Consider the following 26,085-nt stretch of genomic DNA (forward strand, 5'->3'; position numbering starts at 1 on the left):
ACATCACTTCGCGGCAGTCTACCGACGCCCCCCTGTCACCTCGTGTCAACCGTTAGTCTGAACGCCGGGCGCCTGGGGAGGCGCCGGTGGGGGTGAACTCATGCGGAATCTACCGGCCTTCACGCTGGCCGGATACGACAAGGGCCGCGGCAAGCTCGTGCAGGCGCTCTGGTTCGCGGTGATGAACACGGTCTTCATGGCCTGGTTCTGCCCGGCCGGGCTGCGGGTCGCGCTGCTGCGGGCCTTCGGCGCGACCATAGGCGACGGGGTGCTCATACGGCACCGGGTCAGGATCCTGTGGCCGTGGAAACTGACCGTCGGCGACCACACCTGGATCGGTGAGGGAGCCTGGCTGCTCAACCTGGAGCCGATCGCTCTCGGCGCCCATGTCTGCGTCTCCCAGGAGGCGTTGCTCTGCACCGGCAGCCATGACCACAGGGCCGCGGACTTCCGCTACCGCAACGCCCGGATCACCGTGGAGGACGGCGCCTGGGTCGCGGCCCGCGCCACCGTCCTCGCCGGGGTCACCGTCGGCCGGCACGCGGTCGTCGCCGCCGGAACGACGCTCCACAAGGACCTGCCCGAGCTGACGCTCCACACGGCCGACGGCCGCAGGCCGGTTCCGGTGCCCGCGTGAGCGGCCTCAGGATCCTCCACGCGGTGACGCTGCACAGCCCCACCCACGCCTTCGGCGGCCCGGTGAGGGTCGCGGTCAACCTCTGCCGGGGGCTCGCCTCACGCGGCCATCAGGTGCGGCTGACCGCGCTCGGCGACGGATTCCCGGGCCCGCTGCCGACCGAGGTGGACGGGGTGCCGGCGCGGCTCTACCAGGCCCGCTCGATCCTTCCGCTCGGGTTCAGCGGCATCACCTCGCCGGCGCTGCTCGCCGGGGCCGGTGGGCTCGTCAAGGACGCCGACGTGGTCCATGTGCACCTCGCCCGCGATCTGGTGACCCTGCCCGTCGCGCTGGCAGCCCTCCGGGCCGGCCGGCCCCTGGTGCTCCAGACGCACGGCATGGTCGACCCCAGCGACAAGGTGCTCGCCAGGATCCTGGACGCGGTCGCCGTCCGCCGCGTGCTGCGGGGGGCCTCGGCCGTACTCCACCTCACGGAGCACGAGCGCAGGGATCTGGACGCGGTCGTCGGCGGCCCGCTCGCCGGGGCCGTACGCCTGGTCAACGGCGTACCGGCCCAGGAGCCGCGCCCGGCGCCGTCCGGCCCGCCCCGCATCCTGTACGCGGCCCGGCTGCAGTCCCGTAAACGGCCGACGGACTTCGTCGCGGCCGTCCCGGAGATCCTGCGCCACCACCCCGACGCCACATTCGTCCTCGCCGGACCGGACGAGGGCGAACGGGCCGCCGTGGACGCCCTCGTCGCCGAGCTGGGCGTCGGTGACCGGGTGAGCCTCCCGGGGCCGCTGACGTCCGAGCGGATGCTCGACGAACTGCGGCGGGCGCACGTCTACGTCCTGCCGTCGGTCGACGAGCCGTTCCCGATGTCCGTCCTGGAGTCGCTCTCGGTCGGCACCCCGGCCGTCGTCACCACCTCCAACGGCCTCGCCCGGGACGTCGAGGAGGCCGGCGCGGGGCGGGTGATCGCGGACGCCGCCGGCCTGGCCCCGGCCGTGTGCGCGCTCCTGGACCCCGGTACGAACGACGCCGCGTCGGTGGCGGCCCGGAAGCTCGCCGCGGAGGCCTTCTCGATGGACGCGGTCCTCGACACCCTGCTCGGGGTCTACGAGCGGGCGGCGGGCGCGGTCTGACCGGTTCGGCGGGAGACACGGGAGAGCCCGGTGCGGTCGTGACGACCGCACCGGGCTCTCCCGTACCGTGCGGGTGCTAGGCCCTGTCGTCGAAATGGCCCCCGGCCGCGAGCGGCGTCTGGCGCGGTGCATCGCGAGGCGGAGGATCGCCCTCGTACTGGACGTACTCGGGCGACTCCGACAACGCGGCGAGGTGCCGTGCCAGGCGTCGGGAGCAGGGGGCCATTCGACGACAGGGCCTAGGCGGGCAGCCAGGCGTAGCAGGCGCTGGAGGTGAACTCCCGTGTCCCCGGCGGGATCTTGGCCCGGACCGGTCCTTCGGCGCCGGTCGTGGGTCCCGACCCGAGGATCTTGCCGTCCGCGCCGACCGCCCGCCAGGTGCAGGCGGGGTTCGTGGTGAGGGCGCGGTAGCTTCCGGCCTTCGGGTTCGTCGCCGTCCCGTCGGGGAAGCCGGTCTTCGCCGCGGCGAACAGCGGCTTCTGCGCCGGGCAGAGATGGTTCACGACGGCCTCGGCGTCACGGATGTCGCCGGCGATGATCGCGCCGACGGCCGCGTCCTTGTCCCGCTTGGCGGTGCGCTCCAGACGCTGGCAGGACTCCTGGCCGGTCTGCAGGACCGCGGCCGGGTCGGTGTTCTGCGGCACCCGCCCGCTCAGGAACTTCTTCTCCTTCTCCGTGAACGAGCCGGTGACCGGCTTGAGCGCGGAGTCGGGCACGACCGGGCCCCTGGTGGTCGCGGACGGGGTGGGGCCGGTCGGCTCCGCCTCGGCCTGCCGGTCGGGTACGGCGGCGGAGCGGGTGGGTGCGGCGGCCTTCGACGCCCCGTCGGCGCCCTCGCTCTCCGAGGAACAGGCCGACAGGGCGAGCAGCGCGGCGAGCACGGCCGCCGTCGCTGCCGGGCGCCGGGGAAGAGATCGACGCATGAGGGAACTCCCGTGGTACGTCGGATGCGGGGCCCGGAGTGCCGGGCCCCGCATCCGTGATGGAGGTACGGCGACCGGTTACGGAGCGCCGAAGGTCAGCACCAGCTGCGGAGTGCCCTCCGCCGCCGACGCCTCGGACGACCAGAGCCACAGCGGGTCCGTCCCGGTGCTGGTCAGCGCCAGGCTGTACGAGCTGCCGAGAGCCGCCGCGACCGTCGTGGTGTCGAGCGCGGCCGAGTAGACCGCCGAGCCGTCCACCGCGCCGCTGAGCGTCCCGATCGGGTCGGTGCCCAGCGCCGGCCGGCTGTTGTACGTCAGCGTGTCCTCGGCCCACGCCCCGGTGACCGGCACGACCGACTGGGAGTCGGCCGAGCCCGCGCCGGTCATCGTGGTGGTCTTCACCGCGAGCCGGGCGCTCTTCAGGACCGTCCCGGCCGGAGCGGCCGGCAGCGGGAACCGGAGGTAGGACGCGTACGGCGAGGTGCCGCGCACGGCCAGCGAGCTGGACGCGCCGTAGTTGGTGCCCGGCGCGCCCGCGTTGGCGTAGGTGTCCTCGGCCGCCGTGACGGTGGTGACCGAGTCGGCCGGGGCCGACGCCAGGTTGTAGTGCTGGGAGACCTGCGTCCCGGTGAGCGCCGACGGGTAGACGGCGACCTCGTCGATCTGACCGGCGAAGAAGTTGCTCGTCGGCCGCAGCGGCCAGCTGGAGAGGTTGTCCGCGCCGACGTGCCAGTAGCCGTCGTACTGCTGGTTGGTGGTGACGTTGTTGGAACCGACCAGCTGGCCGTCGATGTACAGCCTCATGCCCTCCGGGCCCTGGGTGCCCACGGCGTGGTGCCACTGGCCGTTGTTGTACGAGCCGAAGGAGGTCAGCGTCCGGGTGGACCCGGTGTACACGCCGAACACGACGTTGCCGAAGTTCGTCATGTACAGGTGCTTGTCGTAACTGCCGCTGTTGCGGGTGGTGTTGTTGCCGAAGCCGACCAGCTTGCCGCCGCGGTTCGTGGTGGTCTTGAACCACGTCTCGACGGTGAAGGCACCGGTGACGCTCTGCCGCCGGTCGCTGTGGATCTGCTCGTCCGAGCCGTTGAGCGCGACGGCCGTGGACGCGCCGGAGACGGCTCCCGGAGTCTGCCGCATCGCGGGGGCGTTGACGTACAGACCGCTGTTGTCACCGCCGTCGGAGGAGTCGGCCGCGTACGGCGTGGTCGACTCGTCGAAGCGCCAGTACAGCCCGGCGCCGTCGGCGATCACCTTGGAGGCGTACGGCTCCGGGGAGGTCGGCACGGTCACCGTGGACGTCGCGGACAGGGCGCTGGTGTTGCCGTCCGCGTCACCCGCGGTCACCCGATAGCTGTAGGTCTGGCCCGGGGTCACGCCGGTGTCCTTGAAGGAGACCTGCGGGCGGGACCAGTGCAGCGAGTTGCCCTGGACGGTCGCGATCGGCGTCGCGGCGCCGTTGCGGTAGACCTTGTACGTCAGCTTCGAGTCGTCCAGGTCGAGGCTGGAACGCCAGCGGATCTGGACCGCGTTCGGGCCGACGGCCGCCGCGCTGGCGACCGGCACGGTCGGAGCACCCGTGTCCGGACCGGACGCGAAGCGGGTCAGGCCCTGCGCCGGGGCGCCGTTGGTGGTGGTGAACTCACCGCCCACCCACAGGTACTTGGCGGAGCCGGTGCCCGAGACGGTGAAGGCGCGCGGGCCGATGCCCTCGCCGATGCCGTCGTTGGTGTCCGGGAACCAGCCGAGCTTGCCGGTCGACGTGGTCGGCTGGGCGAGCAGGTGGTAGCGGCGCCCGTCGGGGAACTCGCCGACGCTGGCGCAGTCGTGGGCGTGCGAGGCGCTGTAGAGCACGCCCTCGTAGGAGCGGACGGCCTGGGTGGCACCCAGGCAGGTGTCGCGCCAGCGCTGCTCGAAGTTGGAGAGGTTCAGGGCTATGCGGCCGTCGAAGACGCCGCCGCCCGTGCCCTCGTTGCCGGTGTAGAAGCCCGTGGCGTCCGTCTCGATGTCCTTGACAACGGAGTTCGACGGGATCCAGCCGTTCGGGTACGCCTTGGTCACGGCGCCGGTGGTGGCGTTCACCACGGCCAGCGCGTGCGAGTTGGCCCCGTTGACGCTGAAGAAGTCGCCGCCGAGCAGGACGTTCTGTCCGTCCGGCGTCACCTCGATCGCGCGGCCCGGCTCGTCCGCGTCGGCCGTGAACGGCAGCAGCGCGCCGGCGGTGGTGATCGCGGCGAACCGCTCCCGCGTCTGCCCCTCCACGGTGCCGAAGTCGCCGGCCGCGTAGATGGTGGTGTCGGTGACGGCGAGTGCCCGCACGGTGGAGGGGAAGCTCGGGGTGAAGGACGCCTTCGGCGTGCAGGTGGCGATGTCGATCGCGGCGAGGCTGGAGACCGGGGTGCCGTTGACGGCGCCGAAGTATCCACCCGCGTACAGCGTCTTCTTGTCCGGCGAGACCACCAGGGTCCGCACGGTCGCGGTGCCGCTGCCGACGGTGAAGGAGAGGGTGCAGCTGGTGGGCGCGCCCGTGGCCGCGTCCATCGCCGCGAAGTTGACGGCACTCCTCGGAGTGCCGGTTGTGCCGTCGGGCGGGCGCACCTCGGAGAAGGTGCCGCCGACGAAGACGGTGTCGTTCGCCTCGGCGAGCGCCCAGACGACACCGTTGGTCTGCCAGGTCGGCAGATCGTCCGCGGTGAAGGCCACCGGCGGCGTCAGTGCCGCGGCCGTCGGGGCCAGAGAGCCTCCGGCTCCGGCCGCGACGGTCAGGACGAGGGCAGTGGTGAGCCCCCAGGATCTACGCATGTTCCCCCCAGGCGTGATAGCCCAGTCAATGTGGCGTGAAGTGGTGCAACTGCCATCTGATGAATGCGAACTGTATGACGAAGTGGCAGTCGGACAAGCCAACTTGACCAATTCTGTATCCTCCGGCCCGGGAGCCGCCCGGGGACGCCGGGAGCGCACACGCCCCTCGGGTCCCCGGTTCGGCGAGAAGACGCAGGTCAGCGGTCGATGCGTACGGTGACGCCGGCCAACTGGTCCTCGACGAGGCGGACATCGGCGTCGACCATGATCCGGGCGAGCTCGTCCACCTGTACGGAGGGCTTCCAGCCAAGGAGCTCCTGGGCCTTGCTCGCGTCGCCGATCAGCGCGTCGACCTCGCTGGGGCGCTCGTACTTCGGGTCGTAGCGGACGTACTCGGCCCAGTCCAGCCCCACGTGCGTGAACGCCGTCTCCACGAACTGCCGTACGGTCGCCGGGACTCCGGTCGCCACCACGTAGTCGGTCGGCTCGTCCCGCTGGAGCATCCGCCACATCGCGTCCACGTACTCGGGGGCGTAACCCCAGTCGCGTACGGCGTCGAGGTTCCCCAGATAGAGCCGGTCCTGCAGGCCGGCCTTGATCCGGGCGACCGCCCGGGTCACCTTGCGCGTCACGAAGGTCTCGCCGCGGCGCGGCGACTCGTGGTTGAAGAGGATGCCGTTGACCGCGAACATGTCGTACGCCTCGCGGTAGTTGACCGTCGTCCAGTAGGCGAAGACCTTGGCGGCGCCGTACGGGCTGCGCGGGTGGAAGGGCGTCTGCTCGTTCTGCGGAGGCGGGGTCGCGCCGAACATCTCCGAGGACGACGCCTGGTAGATCCGGGTGTCGACACCGCTGGCCCGGATCGCCTCCAGGAGCCTCAGGGCGCCGAGGCCCGTCACGTCGCCCGTGTACAGGGGCGCGTCGAAGGAGACCCGCACATGCGACTGGGCCCCGAGGTTGTAGACCTCGTCGGGGCGGATGTCGCGGAGCAGGTTCACCAGGGCGACACCGTCCGAGAGATCCGCGTGGTGCAGCACGAAGGACCGGTTCGCCTGCTGCGGATCCTGGTAGATGTGGTCGATCCGCTCGGTGTTGAAGCTGGACGAGCGGCGGACGAGGCCGTGCACGGTGTACCCCTTGGACAGCAGCAGCTCGGCCAGGTACGAGCCGTCCTGCCCGGTGACGCCGCTGATCAGTGCGGTCTTGCTCATGCGTCGTGCCCCTCCCTGACGGACCGGCCCCCAGCCGGTCCGTAACTTACGGATATGGTGTGATCCGGGCCGAAAATCCGGATCTGGTGTACTGCGGTCCCGCTCGGCCTGGCATGATCCGGGCCATGACTGAATCGACGAGCGTCTCCTTGAGCGCATCGACGTCGTACCTGCCCGAGCGAGCCCGGATATTCGTCGCGGGACACCGCGGCCTCGTCGGCTCCGCGATCACCCGCCGGCTGACCGCCGACGGGCACGAGGTCATCACCCGGACCCGTGCCGAACTCGACCTGCGCGACGCGGCACGGACCGCCGCGTTCCTCGCCGCGACCCGCCCCGACGCCGTGGTGCTCGCCGCCGCCAAGGTCGGCGGCATCATGGCGAACTCCACCTACCCGGTGCAGTTCCTGGAGGAGAACCTCCAGATCCAGCTCGCCGTCGTCGCCGGTGCGCACGCCGCGGGCGTCCGGCGCCTGCTCTTCCTCGGCTCGTCCTGCATCTACCCCCGGCTCGCGCCCCAGCCCATCAGCGAGGACGCGCTCCTGACCGGGCCGCTGGAGCCCACCAACGAGGCCTACGCGCTGGCCAAGATCGCCGGAATCGTCCAGATCCAGGCGTACCGGAAGCAGTACGGCGCCGAGTACGTCTCCGCCATGCCGACCAACCTCTACGGTCCCGGCGACAACTTCGACCTGGAGACCTCGCACGTTCTGCCCGCCCTGATCCGCCGCTTCCACGAGGCGCGCGAGGAGGGGCGGGAGGAGATCACGCTCTGGGGTTCCGGCACCCCGCGCCGCGAGTTCCTGCACGTCGACGACCTCGCCGCCGCCTGCGCGGTCCTGCTGCGCGGATACGACGGCGACGAGCCGGTCAACATCGGCTGCGGCGACGACCTCACCATCCGTGAACTGGCCGAGACTGTCGCCGAGGTGACGGGCTATCGGGGACGGATCGCCTGGGACACGAGCAAGCCCGACGGCACACCGCGCAAGCTCCTCGACGTGTCCCGGCTGACCGGGCTCGGCTGGAAGCCCGCCGTCGCCCTGCCGGACGGGATCGCCGCCACCTACGCATGGTGGCGCGAACAGCACTGACGTCATGCGGCGGCCCGTCAGTACGCTCCGCGACCGTCGACGACGGCGCGGAACGTACGGGCCATGACATCCACATCGCTGGTGAAGGACCAGTTGTCCACATAGTGCAGATCGAGCTCGACGGTCTCGTCCCACGACAGGTCCGACCGGCCGCTGATCTGCCACAGCCCCGTCATCCCGGGCCGCACGGCGAGCCGGCGCAGCTCCACGTCCCCGTACCGCGCCACCTCCTCCGGCAGCGGCGGGCGCGGCCCGACCAGGGACATGGAGCCGAGCAACACGTTGATCAACTGGGGCAGTTCGTCGAGTGATGTACGCCGAAGCAGCCGGCCGACCCGGGTCACGCGCGGATCGCGGCGCATCTTGAACATCAGTCCGTCGTTCTCGTTGGACCGCTCCAGCTCCGCCTTGCGGGCGTCGGCGTCCAGGAACATCGTGCGGAACTTCCACATCACGAACGGCGCCCGGCCCTGGCCGACCCGGATCTGCCGGTAGAACACCGGCCCCTGCGAGCCGAGTCGGACCGCCGCGCCGATCGCCAGGAACACCGGCGACAGCAGGAGAAGCCCCAAGGCCGCCCCCACCCGGTCCATGACGGACTTCAGGAAGGGCTGCACCCCGCTGCGGAGCGGCGGGGCGACCCGGAGCAGCGCAAGGCCGGCGGCCGAGGTGGTCTCCAGTCGTTTGACCGCGCACTCCACCAGGCCCGGAGCCAGGGCGAGTTCGGTCCCCGCGTCGTGCAGCCCCCAGGAGAGCCTGCGCAGCCGCTCGCCCGCCATCCGGGGGCCCGCCGCGACCAGCACGACGTCCGCCTCCAGCTCCCGGGCGGCGGCCAGGACCTGGCGCGTGTCCCCGTCCGCGGCCTCGGGCGTCGGGACGCCGAGCCGCGCGGCCACCGGGGCTCCGGTGCGGACAGGTCCCTCGCCGATCGCGACGACGCCGACCACCACGTACGGATGCTCGGTCCGTCCCGCCAGATGCTCGGCGACGTCACCGGCGGCCGTGGGCTCGCCGAGGAGCAGTACGCGCGTCACGACCTGGGCCTCACGGCGTGCCGCCACGAGGTGATGCCAGGTCAGCTTCGAGCAGGCCAGGGTGAGTACGGGCGCCGGAAGCAGCGCGGCGAGGCAGAGCAGCGCCGGGTGGTGGAGATCGGCGGCGGCCCGCAGCACGGCGAGCACGCCGAGCAGGATCAGCCAGTCGTGCAGCACGGGCAGGCTGCCTCGCGACTCACCGAGTGCGCGTCGTGCGTACCGCCGCCGCAGCGACCGCACCGCGGCCCAGGCGAGAGCGGCGACGAGCGCGCTGACGTAGGCGTACGGCTGGCGCTCGACGCCGAGGATCAGCGCGACCGGCAGCCCCACCCCGAGGACGTCGACGGTCAGCGCGGCGAACGGATACCAGCCCGCCTTGGCGCGAGGACGCGCCGATGCGGGCACCGAACCGGTGCCGGTCGCAGCGGAGTTGGTCTCAGAAGTGCGGGCATGCCACATGTACCCCCCAGGCACGTGTCAATGTTCGCCACCTTGTTCGTCGACCCCCTGATCGATGAACAAGCGTCGCAACGCCGGAACAGTACGACATACGCACGCACGTCCGCTGCGGTTCACGGATACGACCTCGGAAGGTGATGGCGTGTTCATCTCGTGACACGGGGGCCGGTGTGGTCACGGCCGGGGGCATGATACGTCTGTCCCAAGGGAGTTGACGCACGTGAGGCCATGGGGAGAAGGGGCGGGAACGTGGCGGAGGGGGAAGAGGTCGCGGTGGAGGAGGGGCCCACCACTGTGGCGCAAAGCACACCGTCCGTAACCCCGCGAAAGCGCCGAGTGAGCCCGAAACGCGTCCTGCTCGCGGCGCTGGCCCTGCTCGGCATCGGGGTTCTGATGATCGGCGGCGCCGGCTGGTGGGCGGTCGAGCACTACACCGGCAAGGTCGAACGCATCCCGGGCGCCTTCCCCACCCACGTACCGCCGGCGGAGCAGCCCGCACCCTCCAGAGGCGGGCAGACCTTCCTCCTCGTCGGCGTCGACAGCCGTTCCGACCTGCCCACCACGGGCCGCGACGCCAAGGCTCCGTCCTGGACGTACGGAGCCCAGCGCAGCGACACGATGATGCTGGTCCACCTCCCGGCCGACCATTCCAACGCCTACGTCGTCTCGCTGCCCCGCGACTCCTGGGTCGACGTCCGCGGACACGGCAGGGCCAAGCTCAACGCCGCGTTCTCCTGGGGCGGTCCGCCCCTCCTCATCGACACCGTCCAGCGCCTCACCCGCGTCCGCGTGGACCACCTCGCGATCATCGACTGGGAGGGGTTCAAGCACCTCACCGACGCCGTCGGAGGGGTCGACCTCCGGGTGGACGGCACCGTCCGGCACATGAACGGCACCGAGGCGCTCGTCTACGTGCGGGAGCGCAAGAACCTGCCCCGCGGCGACTTCGACCGTACCCACCGCCAGCAGAACTTCCTGAGGGCGGTCCTCACCCGCACCATGACCACCCGCAACCTCACCAACCCCGCCCGGGCCGCCGAACTCCTCGACACCCTCACCGCGAGCGTGAGCGTCGACGACCGGCTCAGCGACGCGGACCTGCGCGAACTCCTCTGGGACAACCGCTCGGTGCGCCCCGGCGAGATGGTCTTCATGAACGCGCCCGTCGCCGGGGCCGACATGATCAAGGGTCAGTCCGTCGTCCTCCTCGACCGGGGGAAATCCGACGCCCTCTGGGCGGCCATGCGGAACGACACCCTGGCGGACTACGTCGCAAGTCACCGCACCGACCGCCTCGGAAGCGGTACCCGCTAGGCCCGGCCGGCCGGTCCGCCACCCGCCCGACGGTGGTTGTTCCACCGTCCGCCATCGGCTGTACTACTGCCAGCCCGCGGCTCCGCGGCACTCGCGAACGACCCTAAGGACGCCCCATGGCGGACAAGCCCTCGGCCCGGACCCACCGGGCTCCGGGACGGCGCCGGCTCGCCCCGGGAATCGCCCTGGGAGTACTCCTCCTCGGGGCCTGGGCGGGCATCGGCGCGGCCGGTTCGCTCGGTGCCGACGCCCCCGAGAAGGCCGCCCCGCCCCCGAAGGCGTACAGCACCGTCCTCCCCTTCGACCTGCCGCCGGCCGCTGAACTGCGCCGCTCGGGCAAGCTGGTCTTCGCCCACTACTTCACCCCGTACCCGCTCTCCCTGGACAACGAGCCCGCCCACCGCGACTACTACGCGCGCAACTACCTCACCCCGGACGGCGAGAAGGGCAAGCACCAGGCGTACGGCGGGCTGCTCCGCGACCGCCCGCTCCCGGCCGCGCCCGAGGACGGGGACTGGGAACTGGCCCATCTGCGCCAGGAGGTCCGCACCGCCCGCGACGCCGGACTCGACGGCTTCACCCTCGACCTGCTGTCCGAGAGCGGACGCAACCGGGACCGTGCCGAACTGCTGCTCCGCGCGGCCCACGAGGAGGACCCCGGCTTCCGCGTCCAGCTCATGCCGGACATGACCGCGCTGACGTCCACCACCCCCGCCGGACTCGCCGATTCGCTCGCGCAACTGGCCAAGAGCCCCTCGGCCCACCGACTCCCCGACGGCCGGCTCGTCGTCTCCCCGTTCAAGGCCGAGGAGAAGGACCCCGCCTGGTGGCGGCGGATGATGAGCGAACTGGAGACCCGCCACGGCATCCGTACCGCGCTCGTCCCGCTCTTCCTCGACTTCACACCGGACCGGGAGGAGTACGCGGCGATCAGCCACGGCCTCTCCGAGTGGGGGGCCCGCAGCGCCGGCCGTCAGTCCGGAGCCGTGGCCGACGCCGAACGGGCCCACCGGCTCGGCAAGATCTGGATGCAGCCGGTCGCCGTCCAGGACGCCCGGCCCAACCAGGGTGTCTTCGACGAGGCCGGCAACACCGAGACCCTGCGCGCGAGCTGGGGAGCCGCCATCGACTCCGGCGCCGACTGGGTCCAGCTCACCACCTGGAACGACTACTCCGAGGGAACCCATGTCGCGCCCTCGCTGCACAACGGCTACGCGTACCTCGACCTGTCCTCGTACTACCTGACGCGGTTCAAGACCGGCGCCTGGCCCAGGATCCTGCGCGACACGCTCTATCTGACCTCGCGCGTGCAGTTCGTCGACGACCTCCCGCCGGCCACGCTCCAGCCCCAGGTCATACGGCCTCGCGAGGGCACCGCGACGCCCCGCGACACCGTGGAGGTCCTCTCCTTCCTCACGGCGCCGGCGGAGGTCCGCACCAGGACCGGTGGGGCGGAGAACAGCCGTCGCACACCGGCCGGTGTGCACGCGCAACTGCTTCCACTGCGTACGGGACACAGCTCCGCGACCGTCGTGCGGGCCGGGACGACCACCACGGAGGTCACGAGCCGCTACCCGGTCCGGCGCGCGGTCGAGAAGCAGGACCTGCAGTACTACGCGGTGACGAGCGGCCGCAGCCAGCGCTGAGGCGCGGACCGGTGACGCCGCGGCCGTTGTCAGTGGAGGGCCCTAGCGTGGGGGCATGACGACGAACCGGGGGACCTTCGAGGCGGCGACGGGGGACGACCCGCCGCTGCCGGAGGGAGACAGGGAGCAGAGATCCCGCGAGGTACGGGCCGCGGTCGAAGGGCTGCTCCAGATACGTCGGCTGACCGGCGGCGCGGGCGGGGGCGATCCGCGGCAGCGGCCCGCCGAGTGGGAGCGGAGACAGCCCGTCCGGGCGGTGGCGCTCGTCCTGGAGGCGGCGGGCGTCCCGCCCTCGGCGGTCGACCCCGCGGGCGCGCGGGCGGCGACCGGTTACCGGGTCACGGCCGGCGAGCGGCCGGGCACCGCCGTCGTGGAGTGGGTGGGGCCGCCCGGCGGCGGCGCGGCCCAGGAGGAGGAGTCCGCCCTGGGCGCGTGCGTGCCTGCGCTGGAGCGGCTCGGCTGGGAGGCACTGCTCTACCGGGGGCCGCGCCGCAGGCGGTTCCTGGAGGCCGAGCCGATGGGCGGCCCGGCGCCGGTCGGCTAGCCGACCGGCTCAGCTTCCCAGGCCCGGGACCGGGCCGAGGTCGAGGCCCGCGCCCGGGCCCGGGCGCGGGTTCCGGCTCAGGCGATGGAGGCGGAGACGATCGCCGAGACCGCGATGTTGCAGGACGCCGTGACCCAGACCGCCGGGTGCGGCTGCGGGTCGACGAGGGTGGCGCCGAGCTTGCCCGGGGTGACCAGGTCGACCACCAGGAAGGCCACGGCCATCATGGCGAGGCCGAGCAGCCCGAACGCGGCCGTGGAGGCGAGCCCCTTGCCGAAGTCGTCGTACGTCGTCCATATGGAGGTGAAGACGATGCCGCCGATGCCGAGCAGCGCGGAGCTCAGCAGCGTCGCGGCGTTGCGGTTGCGCTCCTCCCAGATCTGCCGGCCGAGCTTCCCCGGAGTGAGCAGGTCGACCAGGACGATGCCGAGGATCAGCAGCACCACGCCGAGGGCGCCGTAGGCGGTGGCCCGGCCGAGGCCGTTGACGATGTCGCTCATGGGTTGCCGGCTCCGAGGGAAGGATCGTGAATGATCGCGGTCAAGGACCGGCAAAATGTAGCGCATGGGCCGAGGGCCCCCGCCGGGCGGCCATGCCCTGTATGGAGCAGCAACGCGCAGGCCCCGGCCCGCGCGGAGGCGAGAGTGGGAGGCGTACGGCTTCGGCTCTGCCCAAGGAGACCCCAGATGACCACCCTCAACCGACGCGACCTCGGGCTTCTCGTCCTCCGGGTCGGCACCGGCGCCGTCCTCGCCGCGCATGGCACGCAGAAGCTCTTCGGCTGGTTCGGGGGAGGGGGCGTGGAGGGAACGGCCAAGGGGATGGAGGCCATGGGCTTCCATCCGCCCCGCGAGAGCGCGATCGCCGCGGGGCTCGGTGAGACGGGCGGCGGGGTCCTGCTGGCTCTGGGCCTGGCCACGCCCGCAGCCGGCGCCGCCGCGGCCGGAGCCATGGCGGGAGCGGTCTCCGTCCACCTGCCGGCCGGCTTCTTCGCCCAGGGCGGCGGCTACGAGTACCCGGCCTTCCTCGGCTTCACGGCGGCCGCCATCGGCATCGCGGGCGCCGGCCGCTACTCCCTCGACCACGCCACCTGCCACGTCCTGGACCGGCCCTGGGTCGTCGCCACGGCGTTCCTCGGGAGTGCTCTGGCGGCGGCCGCCGTGGTGGGCCGCCGCGTCCAGGCCCAGAACGAGGAGTCCGAGGAGGAGTAGGAGGAGAGAGCGCGGACTGAACCGGCCTCCTCCCCGTCGGCTTCACCGACGGACACCGGCACAAGAACAGCGCGGCGCCCCGCCCATGTGGCGGGGCGCCGCGCTGCGCGCTGCCGCGAAACCTTTCGTGGGCGCACTCGTCATGACGGTGTGTGAGTCGTGGGGGCGCATGCGCGGCGCACGCTGACACGACGTGGCGCGTCTCGGAACGGAGCCTTCCACCGAGCTGCCTCGTCTGTTGCACTACGAGTCATCTTCCGGCAACTGACTGCGCTTTGCCTTGCCTTACGTTCCTACGACGGAAGGACGCTCATGCAGCGCAAGTCCCTCTCCCTTCTGGCGGCGGCTGCGACGGTTCTGGGCACGGCGGCGGCCGTGCCCGTCGCCGAGGCGGCGCCGCCGCAGCCGTCCACGGCGGGCCGGGCAGCGGCCGCCGGCGTCGTCGCCAGGCCGTTCGTCCCGAGCGCTCCCGCCACCGTCACCACCGTCGCGCCCGGTGTGACGCTGACCTCCACGGCGTACGGCAAGCAGGACGCCGACGACCGGTGGACCGTGCACGTCCAACTGCCCGCCACCCCCGACGGACCGCTCGGGTCGGCGGTCATGGCGCTGGGCCCCCGGGCGACCGCCGACCGCGTGGCCACGGCGCTGCGGGGGAAGGGGTTCGACCCCCGCGTCGAGGAAGTAAAGGCACCGGCGTTCGCCGACCGCCGCCCCGGAACGCTCGGCTGGACCGTGCGGGTCGGCCGCCACGCGGACGTCGCCGACGCGACCGCGGAACTGAACCGGATCAAGGCCGCCGGATTCGCCGGTGGCACGCGCTACACCGCGCAGGACGGCACCGACAAGCGTGCGCCGCAGAAGGTCCATGTGCTGCGGCTGGACTTCCGTACGTTCAAGGGCAGTGTCACCACGGACCACGGGCCCACGCTCAAGGGCACGGAGAAGCTGACCGACCTCATCGCCTCGACGGGCGCGATCGCCGGCATCAACGGCCAGTGGTTCTACAACGACGCCCCGGGCGGCCTGTATGTGAGGAACGGCAAGCTGCTCGGTTCCGCGACCCAGGGCCGGGCGGGCATCAAGCTGGGCAACGGCGGACGCTCCTTCGCGGTGGACACGTACACGGCGCATGTGACGGTCCGGGCCGGGACGGAGACCGTCGAGGTCGACGGGGTGAACCGGGTACCGGGTGACGTCTGGAACTGCGGTGGTGTCGGCGGTGACCTGCCGACCCAGAAGCCTCAGCACGACGTGAAGTGCACGGACGACAGCGAGCTGGTGCGCTTCACCCCGGAGTGGGGGACCCCGCCGGCCGGCGCGGGCGCGGAGGCCGTGCTCGACGGCGACGGCCGAGTGACGGCCGTGCACACCTCGCGCGGCACGCGCGTGCCCGCGGGCGGGTCGACTCTCCAGGCGACCGGCGCGAGCGCGGAGTGGCTGCTGAAGCACGCCGTGGTCGGCCAGAAGCTGACGTTCTCCGAGCGGGTGGAGGACGGCCGGGGCCGTCAGGTGCCGCTCGCCGCGGACACCACGATCCTCCAGGTCGGCCCGACCCTGGTGCGGGAGGGGCAGGTGTCGGTCAACGCCCAGGCGGACGGCGTCATCCGCGACGGTACGGACCAGAGCTTCACGTACAACTGGACCCTGCGCGGAAACCCGCGCTCGATGGTCGGTGTGGACGACCGGGGCAGGCTGATGCTCGTGGTCGTCGACGGACGGCAGGCCGGATACAGCGAGGGGCTCGGTGTCGCGGAGGCAGCACAGCTGATGAAGCAGCTCGGCGCGCGCGAGGCGATGAACCTCGACGGCGGCGGTTCCAGCGTCCTCGCCACCGCCCGGTCGGGGATCGCCAACCGGCCCTCGGACGCGACGGGGGAGCGCTCCCTCGGCAACGTCCTCATCGTCCGCCCGTGACGGCGGGCTGACGCCGGCAGGACCACGACCGGCCGCGCACGGGGGTCCCCGTGCGCGGCCGGTCGGGCATGTCGCCCCGGACCGGACGCGGTGGGTACGGGAGTCCCGGGCGGACGCGTCCCACGTGCGACGCGCACCGGGTGTGGTGAGACTGGTGCCATGGCGCACAAGGTATTTCTGGAGGGCGGGCCGGACGACCTGCCCGAGCGGGTCGCCTCGGTCGAGACCCCCGGCGAGGACCTGAAGATCCCGCACCGCGGCGGCTACGAGCACTTCAAGGAGACCCCGAAGCGGGAGGACACCGCGGAGGGGACCCTTCGCGTGTACGAGTGGTGGGAGCGTACGGAGATCGCCGAGTAGGAGGCGACCCCGCCCCGCCGCACACGCGACCGGGCGGCCCGTCGCACACGCTGCCGGGCGGCCCGTCGCACACGCGGCCGGGCACACGCGGCCGGGCGGCCCCGCCCCGCCGCGGCCCTTCCGCGGATTCGGGGCATAGGGGTACGCACCCCGGGCAGGCGCAGAGCAGAGGGCCCATGGCGTGGCCCCGGACGAGACGTTGCGAGGCGAATCGAGTCATGGCCGCGAAGAAGATCATCACGGTGATCGGGGCGACCGGCAGGCAGGGCGGCGGACTCGTCCGGGCCGTCCTGGCCGACCCCGAGCAGGAGTTCGCGGTACGGGCCGTGACCCGGCATCTCGACGGGGAGGCCGCCGAGGAGCTGAAGCGCCTCGGTGTCACGGACATCGTCGAGGCCGACATGGACGATCCCCCGAGCCTCGCCCCGGCGTTCGAGCACGCCTACGGCGCATTCCTGGTCACCCCGTTCTGGGAGCACATGTCCGCCTCCCACGAGAAGGAACAGGCGCTGGCGCTCGCGCGGGCCGCCTCGCACGCGGGTGTGCAGCACGCGATCTGGTCCACGCTGGAGGACACGCGCGCGTGCATCCCGCTCGACGACGACCGGATGCCCACCCTCCAGGAGCACTACAAGGTGCCGCACTTCGACGGGAAGGCGGAGGCCGACCGGTACTTCGCCGAGGAAGGCGTGCCGACCACGTTCCTGCGCGCCACCTTCTACTGGGAGAACCTGCTCGACACCTTCGCCCCGCAGCGCGCCGAGGACGGCACGCTCCAGCTGACCTTCCCGATGGGCGACCACCGGCTCTCCGGCATCGCCGCCGCCGACATCGGCAGAACAGCCCTGGCCGTACTCAAGCGGGGCACCGACCTCATCGCCGCCACGGTCAGCATCGCCGGGGAACACCTCACGCTCTCCGACATGGCGGCCGCGCTCGGCGAGGCGTGCGGTGAACCGGTGCTGTACCGGCCGCTGACGCCGGACGCGTTCCGCGCGCAGGGCTTCCCCGGCGCGGACGAGGCAGGGAACATGTTCCAGTTCTACGCGGACTGCGAGGAGCGGTTCGTCGCGGCCCGCGACCTCACGGCCGTACGCCATCTCAACCCCGCCCTGCAGACCTTCGCCACCTGGCTCGCGGAGCACCGCGACGACGTGCGCGCCGCCTGGTCCTGATCATGGCGCCCAAGGACGCGGCGCTGGAGGAGTACCGACGGCGCAGGGACTTCTCGAAGACGGCGGAACCGCAGGACACCGGCGGCGGAGAGCCGGGTGAACAGCCGTCCTTCGTGGTGCAGATCCACGACGCGACGGCCATGCACTTCGACTTCCGGCTGGAGGTCGACGGCGTGCTGAAGTCCTGGGCGGTGCCCAAGGGGCCGTCGGGCGACCCGCACGACAAGCGGATGGCGATGCCCACCGAGGACCACCCCCTGGCGTACCGGGAGTTCGAGGGCGTCATCGCCGACGGCGAGTACGGCGCGGGCACCGTGATCGTCTGGGACGAGGGGACGTACCGCAATCTCTCGACGCGGCAGGACGGGCGCACGGAGAAGCCGTTCGCGAAGGCACTGGAGGACGGCCACGCCTCGTTCTGGCTCGACGGACACAAGCTGCGCGGCGGCTGGTCGCTCACCCGCTTCCGTGACGGCACGGACGGGCGACGGGAGGCATGGCTGCTGGTCAAGCGGGCCGACGAGCGGGCTTCCCGACACGGCACAACCGACCCCAGGCGCGCCCGCTCGGTGCGCACCGGTCACACACTTCGGCAGGCCGCCGAGGAGAGGAAGACATGAGCGGAGCACTCACGATCCGGGCGGGCCGGCGCACCGTCGAGGTCGGCAGACCGGAGAAGGTGCTCTTCGCCGAGGACGGCATCACCAAGGCCGACCTGGCCACGTACTACCGAACGGTGTCCCGCCGGATGATTCCGCACCTGCGGGGCCGCCCGCTGATGCTGGAACGCCACCCTGACGGCATCGGCGACCGGGGGTTCATGCAGAAGGACATCCCGGAGCACTTTCCGGACTGGGTCCACCGCGCCGAACTGCCCAAGGAGGGCGGCACCGTCCGTTACGTCCTGTGCGAGGACGCGGCCACGCTCGTCCTGCTCGCCGATCAGGGCTGCGTCACCCCGCACCGATGGCTCTCCAGGGCCGACCGGCCGGACCGCCCGGACCGGCTGGTCTTCGACCTCGACCCGTCCGAGGACGACTTCGCGCCGGTCCGTGACGCCGCGCGGTGGCTGCGCGACCTCCTGGAGGAGTTGCGGCTGCCCTCCCTGTTGATGACCACGGGCTCACGCGGTCTGCACGTGATCGTCCCGCTGGACCGTGGCGCGACGTTCGACGACGTACGTGCCTTCGCCGCCGACGTCGCCGGAGTGCTCGCCGCCCGCCACCCCGACCGGCTCACCACGGAGGCCCGCAAGAAGGCCAGGGGAGGGCGGCTCTATCTGGACATCCAGCGCAACGCCTACGGCCAGACGTCCGTCGCGCCCTACGCGGTACGCGCCCGCCCTGGAGCGCCCGTCGCCGCCCCCATCGCCTGGGGCGACCTGGACGACCCGGGACTGGACGCCCGTCGCTGGGCCCTCGCCGACGCCGAGCGGCTCCTTGAGGACAACCCCTGGAGTCCGGCCCCGCGGCCGCGCTCGCTGGGCGCGGCCGCGGACCGGCTCCGTCATTCGCGCCGGGGGTGACGGAGTACTCGCCGTGCCGGAGCACCCCCCCGGGCCTCGCCTCAGATGGCGGGGTTCGGCCCGGGGAGGGGGCCGGGCAGAGGTCCCGGGCGGGGGTGGGGATCGGGTCGTGGCACCGGCGGCGGCTCCCGGTCGGGCTCCGGCTGGGGCGGTGCGGGCGGCACCGGGTCCGGCCCTCCTGGGGCGGGCACGGGGCCCGGCAGGGGCCCCGGGGACGGACCGGGCCCCGGGCCGGGTGCGGGAGTGGGGCTGGGGGGCACGGGATCGTCGGGGGGTGTACCCATGGTGGCTCCGTTCGTTCGGGATGTCCGTTCGGGATGTCCGTTCGGGACGTGAGGGGCGCGTACCCGGATCGCGTGCCCGTAGACAGGTTCGGGCACCGAAGGGCCGGGGCCTTTGTGTGTGCACGTCCGTTTCGGGAACCCGCCGGGCGTCGGAAGCAGCGGTTCGGTGAGGCGGGTGAGGGCCATGGCGCGGCCGGTCTGGTCGGGAAGTCTGACGTTCGGGCTGGTCAGCGTGCCGGTCGGGCTCTACACGGCCACGGACAGCCACACCGTCCACTTCCACCAGCTGCAGCGCGGCACCTCCGACCGCGTCCGCAACAGGAGGGTGAACGAGCGGACGGGCGAGGAAGTCGCCCTGGACGACATCGTCAAGGGCTTCGACGCGGGGGACGAGTACGTCCTCGTCGAGCCCGAGGAGCTGGAGGACATCGCGCCCGGCCGTTCCAGGACGCTGGAGATCACCGGCTTCGTCGACCTCGACGAAGTGGATCCGATCTTCTTCGACCGGACGTACTACCTCGGTCCGCGGGACAAGGAGCACGGCAAGGTCTACCGCCTGCTCGAACAGGCCCTGTCGCGCGCGAACCGCGCCGGTATCGCCACGTTCGTGATGCGGCAGCGCGAGTACCTGGTCGCGGTGAAGGCCGAGAACGGGCTGCTGACCTGCCACACCCTGCACTGGGCGGACGAGATCCGGGATCCGCGCGAGCAGATCGACACGCTGCCCGGCCGGGTGAGGACCTCCGACAAGGAACGGAGGATGGCCGAGCAGCTCATCGAGACGCTGGCGGTCGACTGGGACCCCGAGGAGTACCGGGACACCTTCCAGGAGAAGGTCGCCGCGCTGATCGAGGCGAAGAAGGCGGGGGAGACGGTGGAGAAGGCCGAGCCGCCGTCCGAGTCCACGACACCCGTCGACCTCTTGGAGGCGCTGCGCGCCAGCGTCGAGAAGGGGCGGGGCTCGAAGGCGACGGGCGCCGCCGAACGGCGAAAGGGGCGCTCGCGCTCCCCGCGGCGGGCTCGCGATCTCCAGGATCTCAGCAAGTCCGACCTCTACGACATGGCCGCCGAGGCCCAGGTACGGGGCCGCTCCACGATGACACGAGCCGAGCTCATCAGGAACCTCGCGGCCTGACGCGGCCCGGTCCACCCGCCGCCCCCTGTTTCACCCCCTTCGCAAGGCTCCGATCCCCTGCGTGCCCCCGGGCGGTCGACCGGACGGCCGACCGCCCCGACACCCGCGCGGGCTAAGGTCCGACCACAACGGTGTGCCGCCGCCCCCGGGCGGCGGACCTGATTCGGAGACAGGAAGGCGAGACCCAGCCATGAATGTCAGCGCACACATCGAGGCCGTCTACGCGGAGGTCTGCCGGCGCAACCCCGGCGAGGCGGAGTTCCACCAGGCGGCGGCCGAGGTGCTGGAGTCCCTCGCTCCCGCGCTCGAACGGCACCCCGAGTACGCCGACACCGGGATCGTGGAACGGCTGGTCGAGCCGGAGCGGCAGCTCATCTTCCGGGTTCCGTGGGTGGACGACCAGGGCGCCGTACAGGTGAACCGGGGCTTCCGGGTGGAGTTCAACAGCGCCCTGGGACCGTACAAGGGCGGCCTGCGCTTCCACCCGAGCGTCAACCTCGGCATCGTGAAGTTCCTGGGCTTCGAGCAGATCTTCAAGAACGCGCTGACGGGGATGGCGATCGGCGGCGGCAAGGGCGGCGCCGACTTCGACCCCAAGGGCCGCTCGGACGGCGAGATCATGCGGTTCTGTCAGTCGTTCATGACCGAGCTGTACCGCCACCTGGGGGAGCACACCGACGTGCCGGCCGGCGACATCGGCGTGGGCGGGCGGGAGATCGGCTACCTCTTCGGCCAGTACAGGCGGATCACGAACCGTTACGAGTCCGGTGTCCTGACCGGCAAGCCGGTGGGCTGGGGCGGCTCCCACGTCCGTACCGAGGCCACGGGCTACGGCGCGGTGTACTTCGCCCAGGAGATGCTCGCCACGCGCGGCCAGAACTTCGAAGGACGCCGGGTGGTCGTCTCCGGGTCCGGAAACGTGGCCCTGTACGCGGTGGAGAAGGTGCACGCCCTGGGCGGTCGCGTGGTGGCGTGCAGTGACTCCTCCGGGTATCTCGTCGACGAGGACGGCATCGACCTGGAGCTGCTCAAGCAGGTCAAGGAGGTGCGGCGTGAGCGTGTCTCCGCCTACGCCGAGGCGAAGCGGACCGCGCGCTTCTCCGCCCGCGGCACGGTGTACGACGTGGCGTGCGACATCGCACTGCCCTGCGCGACCCAGAACGAGGTGCGCTGCGAGGACGCCGTGGCCCTGGTCAAGAACGGGATCCTGGCCGTGGCGGAGGGCGCGAACATGCCCTGTACCCCCGAGGCGGTGAGGGTGTTCCGGGAGGCCGGGGTCCTCTTCGGCCCCGGGAAGGCCGCCAACGCGGGCGGGGTGGCCACCTCGGCCCTGGAGATGCAGCAGAACGCCGCCCGCGACAGCTGGTCCTTCGAGCAGACCGAGTCCCGGCTCGCCGAGGTCATGCGCGGCGTCCACGCCGAGTGCCGCACCACCGCCGAGGCGTACGGCGCCGGACCCGAGGACTACGTGTTCGGCGCCAACGTGGCGGGCTTCCTGAGGGTGGCGCGGGCCATGACGGCGCAGGGCGTCATCTGACGACGCCCGGGAGCGCCTGTTCCGCCCAGATCACCTTTCCCTCGCGGCTGTGCCGGGCGCCCCAGCGCTCGGCGAGCTGAGCGACCAGCAGCAGGCCGCGACCGCCCTCGTCGAAGGTCCGGGCGCGGCGCAGGTGCGGAGCGGTGCTGCTGGCGTCGGAGACCTCGCAGGTCAGCGTGGAATTGACGATCAGCCGCAGCTGGACGGGTGGCTTGGCGTAGCGGATGGCGTTGGTCACCAGCTCGCTGACGATCAGCTCCGTCGTGAAGGACAGTTCGTCCAGTCCCCAGGCGGTCAGTCTCCCGGCCGCGAAGACGCGGGCCTCGGAGACGGCCGCCGGGTCCGGCGGGATGTCCAGCGTGGCGACGTGGCCCGGGTCGAGGGCCCGGGTCCGCGCCACCAGAAGGGCGACGTCGTCGGAGGGATGGTGGGGCAGGAGCGCGGAGAGCAGCCGCTCGCAGATGTCCTCCGGGGCGTCCGGTGCCTGGGCGAGGACCTCGCACATCATCGCGCGTGAGGTGTCGACGTCGCGGGTGCGGCTCTCGATGAGGCCGTCGGTGTACAGGGCCAGCAGGCTGCCCTCCGGCAGCTCGAACTGGGCGGTCTCGAAGGGGAGTCCGCCCAGGCCCAGCGGAGGCCCGATCGGCATGTCGGGAAAGCCGACCGACGTGGAGGCCGCGCTGTCACCGTCGGCGGCGAGGGGAGTCGCCACGGCCGGCAGCACGTGACCGGCGCTGGCGACGGAGCACATCCGGGAGACGGGGTCGTAGATCGCGTACAGGCAGGTGGCGCTGGTCTCGCCCGCGTCCGGCGCCTCCTCGCGCTGCAGGCGGATGACCACGTCGTCCAGATGGGTGAGGAGTTCGTCGGGCATCAGGTCGATGTCGGCGAAGGCGCGGACCGCCGTCCGCAGTCCGCCCATGGTCGCGGCGGCGTGCAGGCCGCGGCCGACGACGTCCCCGACGACGAGCGCGACGCGGGCCCCGGAGAGCGGAATGATGTCGTACCAGTCGCCGCCGACGCCCGCGCGGGATCCGCTGGGCAGATAGCGCGAGGCCGCCACCACGGCGGACTGTTCCACCGCGCGCTGCGGCAGCAGGCTGCGCTGGAGGGTGAGCGCGGTGGAGCGTTCGTGGGTGTACCGACGGGCGTTGTCGATGTACACCGCCGCCCGGGCGGCGATCTCCTGCGCCAGGAGGAGGTCGTCCTCGTCGAAGGGGGCCGCCGTGCGATGGCGGAAGAACTGGGCGAGGCCCAGGGTGCTTCCACGGGCCAGCAGAGGCAGCACCAGGACCGAGTGGATGCCGGGCACGCTCAGGGCGCCACTGCGCTCCGGGTCCGGCGACCACCACGCGGGGACGCCGGTGTCCATGATGCGCAAGAGGAGCGGCTGCCCCGAGGCCAGTGCGCGAGCCGGGTGGCACTCCTCGGGGTACGTATGGGTCCGGCCCGCGGCGATCGCGGAGTCCGGACATCCCTCCAGGACGGACTGCTGGGCGATGCGACGCAGCACGGACGGCCCCGAGGGCAGGTGCGCGCCCTCCGCCTGGAGCAGGGATTCGAGGAGGTCGACGGTGACGAGGTCCGCGAAGTCGTCGACGCCGACATCCGCGAGTTCCTGAGCGGTACGGGCGGTGTCGAGTGTGGTCCCGATCCGCCGGCTCGCCTCGTTGGTCAGGACGAGCCGCCGTTGCAGCCTCCGGTCGCGCTCCTGCTGGTACGCGGCGACCACCTGCTCGGAGGCCCGGTCGACGTACTCGAACCCCATCGCGATCAGCCTGAGCCAGGAGGCGTTGATCAGCTCCCAGTCGTCGGTGAGGCCGGCGGCCGTCGACTGCGCCAGCTGCAGCAGGCTGACGTGGCCGAGCCGGTAGGCGCGCAGGAGCTTGCTGATGGGCACCCCGCTCCGGGCGAACCTGCGGGCGACCTCGACGGCGGAGGGCGGCGTCCTGGCCTGGGTCACGTCGAGGCCGTGTTCCAGCACGTCGAGAAAGGCGGTGACGTGCCCCGCCGTCTCCTCCACCGCCATGGGGGAGAGGTCGTCGTACCGCCACAGCTCGGGAAGCTCGCTGCGCATGCGCCGCAGCAGCACGTCAGCCGACTCGTTCACCCGCGGCCTGAGCTCTTGAGCCAGACGACGAAGGAATGCGTCGACATCGGTCGCCATACCGGAAACGTACCGAAGGACCGGGTCGCGCGCCCCTCAGGGCTCCACGCGCCTGCATCCGCTCTCGCGTCCGTTTTCGCCGGCTGCGGGAAAAAGCGCCTCGGTGGACCGCGTGGTGGCGAGCAGGCCGGGTACGCGCGGAGTGACACGGACATCGGACGACCGCTTCGCGTGGGAACGGCAGGTGAACGAACATGGCTATGGACGATCCGTACGAGAGCGCCCGCGACGACCGACGACAGCGCCGCTCCGGGGAGCCGGTGGGCGATCTTGTGCAACAGGCCTCACAGCAGCTGTCCACCCTGGTTCGTGACGAGATGCGTCTCGCACAGGCGGAGATGGCACAGAAGGGCAGGCGGTACGGGCGCGGCGGCGGCCTCTTCGGCGGCGCCGGCCTCTTCGGAGTACTGACGCTGCAGGCTCTGGTGGCCGCCGCGATCGCCGCGCTGTCCCTGACGCTGGACGTGTGGGCGGCGGCGCTGATCGTCGGCGCAGTGCTCGGCGTGATCGCCGTGGTCATGGCGCTGACCGGCAAGAAGGAGATGGGCCGGGCAGGGTCTCCCGCGCCGGAGCAGACGGTGGAGAGCGTGAAGGCCGACATGAACGAGATCAAGGACAGGGTAAAGCGATGACCCATTCGGAGGACCGGCCGCAGGACGCGGGCGCCGTGACGCCCGAGGAACTGCGCGACCAGGTGGAGCAGAGCCGTCAGGAGCTCGGAGAGACGGTCGAGGCGCTGGCCGCCAAGACCGATGTCAAGGCCAGGGCGCAGCACAAGGCCGCCGAGGTGAAGGAGCAGGCGGGGCACGCGGCGACCCAGGTGCGGGACAAGGCCGCCCGTGCCGCGCGGACCGTGCGCGAGAAGACTCCGGAGACCCTCCAGGAGAAGGCGGGCCAGAGCGCCGCGCAGGTCCGCGACACGGCCGCGCACGCCAAACATCTGGTGCAGGACAAGGCCCCCGAACCGGTGAGGCAGAGGGCCGGGCAGGGCGCCCGTCTGGCACGGGAGAACCGCACTGTGGTGCTCGCCGCCGCGGCCGGGGTGCTGGCCCTGGTGCTGATGCGCCGACGCTGGAAGGGGCACCGATGAAGGCCTCCAAAGTCGCCTACAAGCCGGTCGGCATGGCCCTCGGCGCCGCGACGGGCATGGTGTCCGGAGCGGTGTTCAAGCAGGTCTGGAAGAGGGTCGGACACGACAAGGACGCCCCCGACGCCACCGACGAACAACGCACCTGGGGCGAGGTCCTGCTCGCCGCCACCCTGCAGGGCGCGATCTTCGCGGTCGTCAAGGCCGCGGTCGACCGCTCCGGCGCCACCGCCGTCCGCCGCCTGACCGGAACCTGGCCGGGCTGACGGATCCCGCTGCCACGGCGGCGATCGGGGCGGGACGCCCCCGGACTGCCGACCGACAGCGCCTGCCGCGAAGGGGCGGTGACCGGGAAACCGGTCACCGCCCCTTCATCATCGCCTCGGCCGGGACGAGCCTCCAGGCGTGTCGTGGCTGTGGTGTGGAGGAGGCGTGTGGGGCGGGCGGCGTGTGATCGTTCGTATGTACGGTGCGTGTTAGCCTGCCCGCGGTCAAGATCGAATGCGTACGGGGGAGGCACGGTGGTGTCGGATGGCTACCAAGTCAAGTCAGGTCTGACCGGCCAGGCCAAGCAACTCGACGACGCCGGAACGGACATGGACGGCGTCAGCTCGGCCGTCAAGGCGCGCACGACCTACTCGTACGGCAACGTCGGCGGCGAGGACGCCGCGTCGGCGCTGAACGCGTTCGTCAAGGCCTGGGAGGCGGAGGCCAAGACGCTGGCGTCGGCGTTGCACGAGCTCGGTGGCAAGGTGCAGTTGGCCAAGAAGATCTACCGAGGCACGGACGGCCAGGTGCAGTCGCAGGTGGACAGCGTTCCCACCGGCGGCACGAGCAGCCTCACCGACACATCGAAGCAGGGCGAGCGCACCTCGGCCCTGTCGAGCTACTGAGGGGCG

Annotated in this window: 24 protein-coding genes; 18 read left to right on the plus strand and 6 right to left on the minus strand. The window is 71.9% G+C overall.

Annotation, left to right across the window (positions count from 1 at the left end; all coding sequences use genetic code 11):
• Positions 1-100: 100 nt before the first annotated feature.
• Both M5362_RS09710 and M5362_RS09715 read left to right on the plus strand, forming a co-directional pair.
• Entirely contained in the window at positions 101-637 is a 537-nt protein-coding gene (locus M5362_RS09710; protein ID WP_260226971.1) for a WcaF family extracellular polysaccharide biosynthesis acetyltransferase, read from the plus strand.
• Positions 634-1,761, plus strand: a complete 1,128-nt coding sequence (locus tag M5362_RS09715; RefSeq protein ID WP_260226972.1) for a glycosyltransferase — start codon at positions 634-636, stop codon at positions 1,759-1,761. The genes M5362_RS09710 and M5362_RS09715 overlap by 4 nt, the downstream gene beginning before the upstream one ends.
• Before the next feature lie 239 nt (positions 1,762-2,000).
• Here M5362_RS09715 and M5362_RS09720 read toward each other — a convergent pair whose 3' ends face one another.
• The 3 genes from M5362_RS09720 to gmd all read right to left on the minus strand — a co-directional run bounded on the left by M5362_RS09720 (position 2,001) and on the right by gmd (position 6,697).
• Complete coding sequence (locus tag M5362_RS09720) at positions 2,001-2,684, minus strand: hypothetical protein (protein WP_260226973.1); 684 nt, start codon at positions 2,682-2,684, stop codon at positions 2,001-2,003.
• Positions 2,685-2,762: 78 nt separating this feature from the next.
• A complete protein-coding gene (locus M5362_RS09725; RefSeq protein ID WP_260226974.1) occupies positions 2,763-5,486 on the minus strand; it encodes a LamG-like jellyroll fold domain-containing protein in 2,724 nt (907 codons plus the stop codon).
• 197 nt (positions 5,487-5,683) lie between these two features.
• Entirely contained in the window at positions 5,684-6,697 is a 1,014-nt protein-coding gene (gene gmd / locus M5362_RS09730) for a GDP-mannose 4,6-dehydratase (protein ID WP_260226975.1), read from the minus strand.
• A 125-nt stretch (positions 6,698-6,822) separates the two neighbouring features.
• Between gmd and M5362_RS09735 the strand changes: the two genes are divergently transcribed.
• The gene (locus M5362_RS09735) at positions 6,823-7,791 is read left to right on the plus strand and encodes a GDP-L-fucose synthase (protein WP_260226976.1); all 969 of its coding nucleotides are present in this window, start codon (positions 6,823-6,825) and stop codon (positions 7,789-7,791) included.
• A gap of 17 nt (positions 7,792-7,808) precedes the next feature.
• Here M5362_RS09735 and M5362_RS09740 read toward each other — a convergent pair whose 3' ends face one another.
• Positions 7,809-9,299, minus strand: a complete 1,491-nt coding sequence (locus M5362_RS09740) for a sugar transferase (RefSeq protein ID WP_260226977.1) — start codon at positions 9,297-9,299, stop codon at positions 7,809-7,811.
• Between the two features lie 321 nt (positions 9,300-9,620).
• Here M5362_RS09740 and M5362_RS09745 point away from each other — a divergent pair, with 321 nt between their 5' ends.
• From M5362_RS09745 to M5362_RS09755, 3 genes are all read left to right on the plus strand, one after another.
• Positions 9,621-10,598 carry an LCP family protein gene (locus M5362_RS09745; protein WP_260226978.1) on the plus strand — a complete coding sequence of 326 codons (978 nt, stop codon included), beginning with the start codon at positions 9,621-9,623 and terminating at the stop codon, positions 10,596-10,598.
• A gap of 116 nt (positions 10,599-10,714) precedes the next feature.
• Positions 10,715-12,244, plus strand: coding sequence for a glycoside hydrolase family 71 protein (locus tag M5362_RS09750; RefSeq protein WP_260226979.1), 1,530 nt, complete (start codon positions 10,715-10,717; stop codon positions 12,242-12,244).
• Between the two features lie 55 nt (positions 12,245-12,299).
• Positions 12,300-12,788: a hypothetical protein gene (locus M5362_RS09755; protein ID WP_260226980.1), complete on the plus strand. Its 489-nt coding sequence runs from the start codon at positions 12,300-12,302 to the stop codon at positions 12,786-12,788.
• A 77-nt stretch (positions 12,789-12,865) separates the two neighbouring features.
• On the opposite strand, the gene M5362_RS09760 is transcribed toward M5362_RS09755, so the two are convergent.
• On the minus strand, positions 12,866-13,288 hold the full coding sequence (locus M5362_RS09760) for a DUF350 domain-containing protein (RefSeq protein ID WP_260226981.1): 423 nt from the start codon (positions 13,286-13,288) through the stop codon (positions 12,866-12,868).
• Between the two features lie 186 nt (positions 13,289-13,474).
• Between M5362_RS09760 and M5362_RS09765 the strand changes: the two genes are divergently transcribed.
• The 8 genes from M5362_RS09765 to gdhA all read left to right on the plus strand — a co-directional run bounded on the left by M5362_RS09765 (position 13,475) and on the right by gdhA (position 21,932).
• Positions 13,475-13,999 (plus strand): DoxX family protein, encoded by a 525-nt coding sequence (locus M5362_RS09765; protein ID WP_260226982.1) that lies wholly within the window; start codon positions 13,475-13,477, stop codon positions 13,997-13,999.
• A gap of 312 nt (positions 14,000-14,311) precedes the next feature.
• Positions 14,312-15,916, plus strand: a complete 1,605-nt coding sequence (locus M5362_RS09770) for a phosphodiester glycosidase family protein (RefSeq protein ID WP_260226983.1) — start codon at positions 14,312-14,314, stop codon at positions 15,914-15,916.
• A 159-nt stretch (positions 15,917-16,075) separates the two neighbouring features.
• Positions 16,076-16,276, plus strand: coding sequence for a DUF5988 family protein (locus tag M5362_RS09775; protein ID WP_260226984.1), 201 nt, complete (start codon positions 16,076-16,078; stop codon positions 16,274-16,276).
• A 218-nt stretch (positions 16,277-16,494) separates the two neighbouring features.
• Positions 16,495-17,451: an NmrA/HSCARG family protein gene (locus tag M5362_RS09780; protein ID WP_260226985.1), complete on the plus strand. Its 957-nt coding sequence runs from the start codon at positions 16,495-16,497 to the stop codon at positions 17,449-17,451.
• A 2-nt stretch (positions 17,452-17,453) separates the two neighbouring features.
• Positions 17,454-18,071, plus strand: a complete 618-nt coding sequence (locus tag M5362_RS09785) for a DNA polymerase ligase N-terminal domain-containing protein (RefSeq protein ID WP_260226986.1) — start codon at positions 17,454-17,456, stop codon at positions 18,069-18,071.
• Positions 18,068-18,976 (plus strand): non-homologous end-joining DNA ligase, encoded by a 909-nt coding sequence (gene ligD / locus M5362_RS09790; RefSeq protein ID WP_260226987.1) that lies wholly within the window; start codon positions 18,068-18,070, stop codon positions 18,974-18,976. Before M5362_RS09785 ends, ligD begins: the two co-directional genes overlap by 4 nt.
• 468 nt (positions 18,977-19,444) lie before the next feature.
• Complete coding sequence (locus M5362_RS09795) at positions 19,445-20,395, plus strand: Ku protein (RefSeq protein ID WP_260226988.1); 951 nt, start codon at positions 19,445-19,447, stop codon at positions 20,393-20,395.
• A 190-nt stretch (positions 20,396-20,585) separates the two neighbouring features.
• On the plus strand, positions 20,586-21,932 hold the full coding sequence (gene gdhA / locus M5362_RS09800) for an NADP-specific glutamate dehydrogenase (RefSeq protein ID WP_260226989.1): 1,347 nt from the start codon (positions 20,586-20,588) through the stop codon (positions 21,930-21,932).
• Here the strand turns inward: gdhA and M5362_RS09805 are convergent.
• The gene (locus tag M5362_RS09805) at positions 21,925-24,099 is read right to left on the minus strand and encodes a SpoIIE family protein phosphatase (protein WP_260226990.1); all 2,175 of its coding nucleotides are present in this window, start codon (positions 24,097-24,099) and stop codon (positions 21,925-21,927) included. The genes gdhA and M5362_RS09805 overlap by 8 nt on opposite strands.
• 200 nt (positions 24,100-24,299) lie before the next feature.
• Between M5362_RS09805 and M5362_RS09810 the strand changes: the two genes are divergently transcribed.
• The 4 genes from M5362_RS09810 (at position 24,300) to M5362_RS09825 (ending at position 26,079) form a co-directional block, all read left to right on the plus strand.
• Positions 24,300-24,731 (plus strand): phage holin family protein, encoded by a 432-nt coding sequence (locus M5362_RS09810; protein ID WP_260226991.1) that lies wholly within the window; start codon positions 24,300-24,302, stop codon positions 24,729-24,731.
• Positions 24,728-25,189 carry a DUF3618 domain-containing protein gene (locus tag M5362_RS09815; protein WP_260226992.1) on the plus strand — a complete coding sequence of 154 codons (462 nt, stop codon included), beginning with the start codon at positions 24,728-24,730 and terminating at the stop codon, positions 25,187-25,189. Before M5362_RS09810 ends, M5362_RS09815 begins: the two co-directional genes overlap by 4 nt.
• Complete coding sequence (locus M5362_RS09820; protein ID WP_260226993.1) at positions 25,186-25,452, plus strand: DUF4235 domain-containing protein; 267 nt, start codon at positions 25,186-25,188, stop codon at positions 25,450-25,452. The genes M5362_RS09815 and M5362_RS09820 overlap by 4 nt, the downstream gene beginning before the upstream one ends.
• Positions 25,453-25,710: 258 nt before the next feature.
• Positions 25,711-26,079 carry a hypothetical protein gene (locus M5362_RS09825; protein WP_260226994.1) on the plus strand — a complete coding sequence of 123 codons (369 nt, stop codon included), beginning with the start codon at positions 25,711-25,713 and terminating at the stop codon, positions 26,077-26,079.
• The last annotated feature ends 6 nt before the right edge of the window (positions 26,080-26,085 follow it).

The sequence above is a fragment of the Streptomyces sp. Je 1-79 genome (assembly GCF_025195125.1).
Taxonomy (GTDB): Bacteria; Actinomycetota; Actinomycetes; order Streptomycetales; family Streptomycetaceae; genus Streptomyces.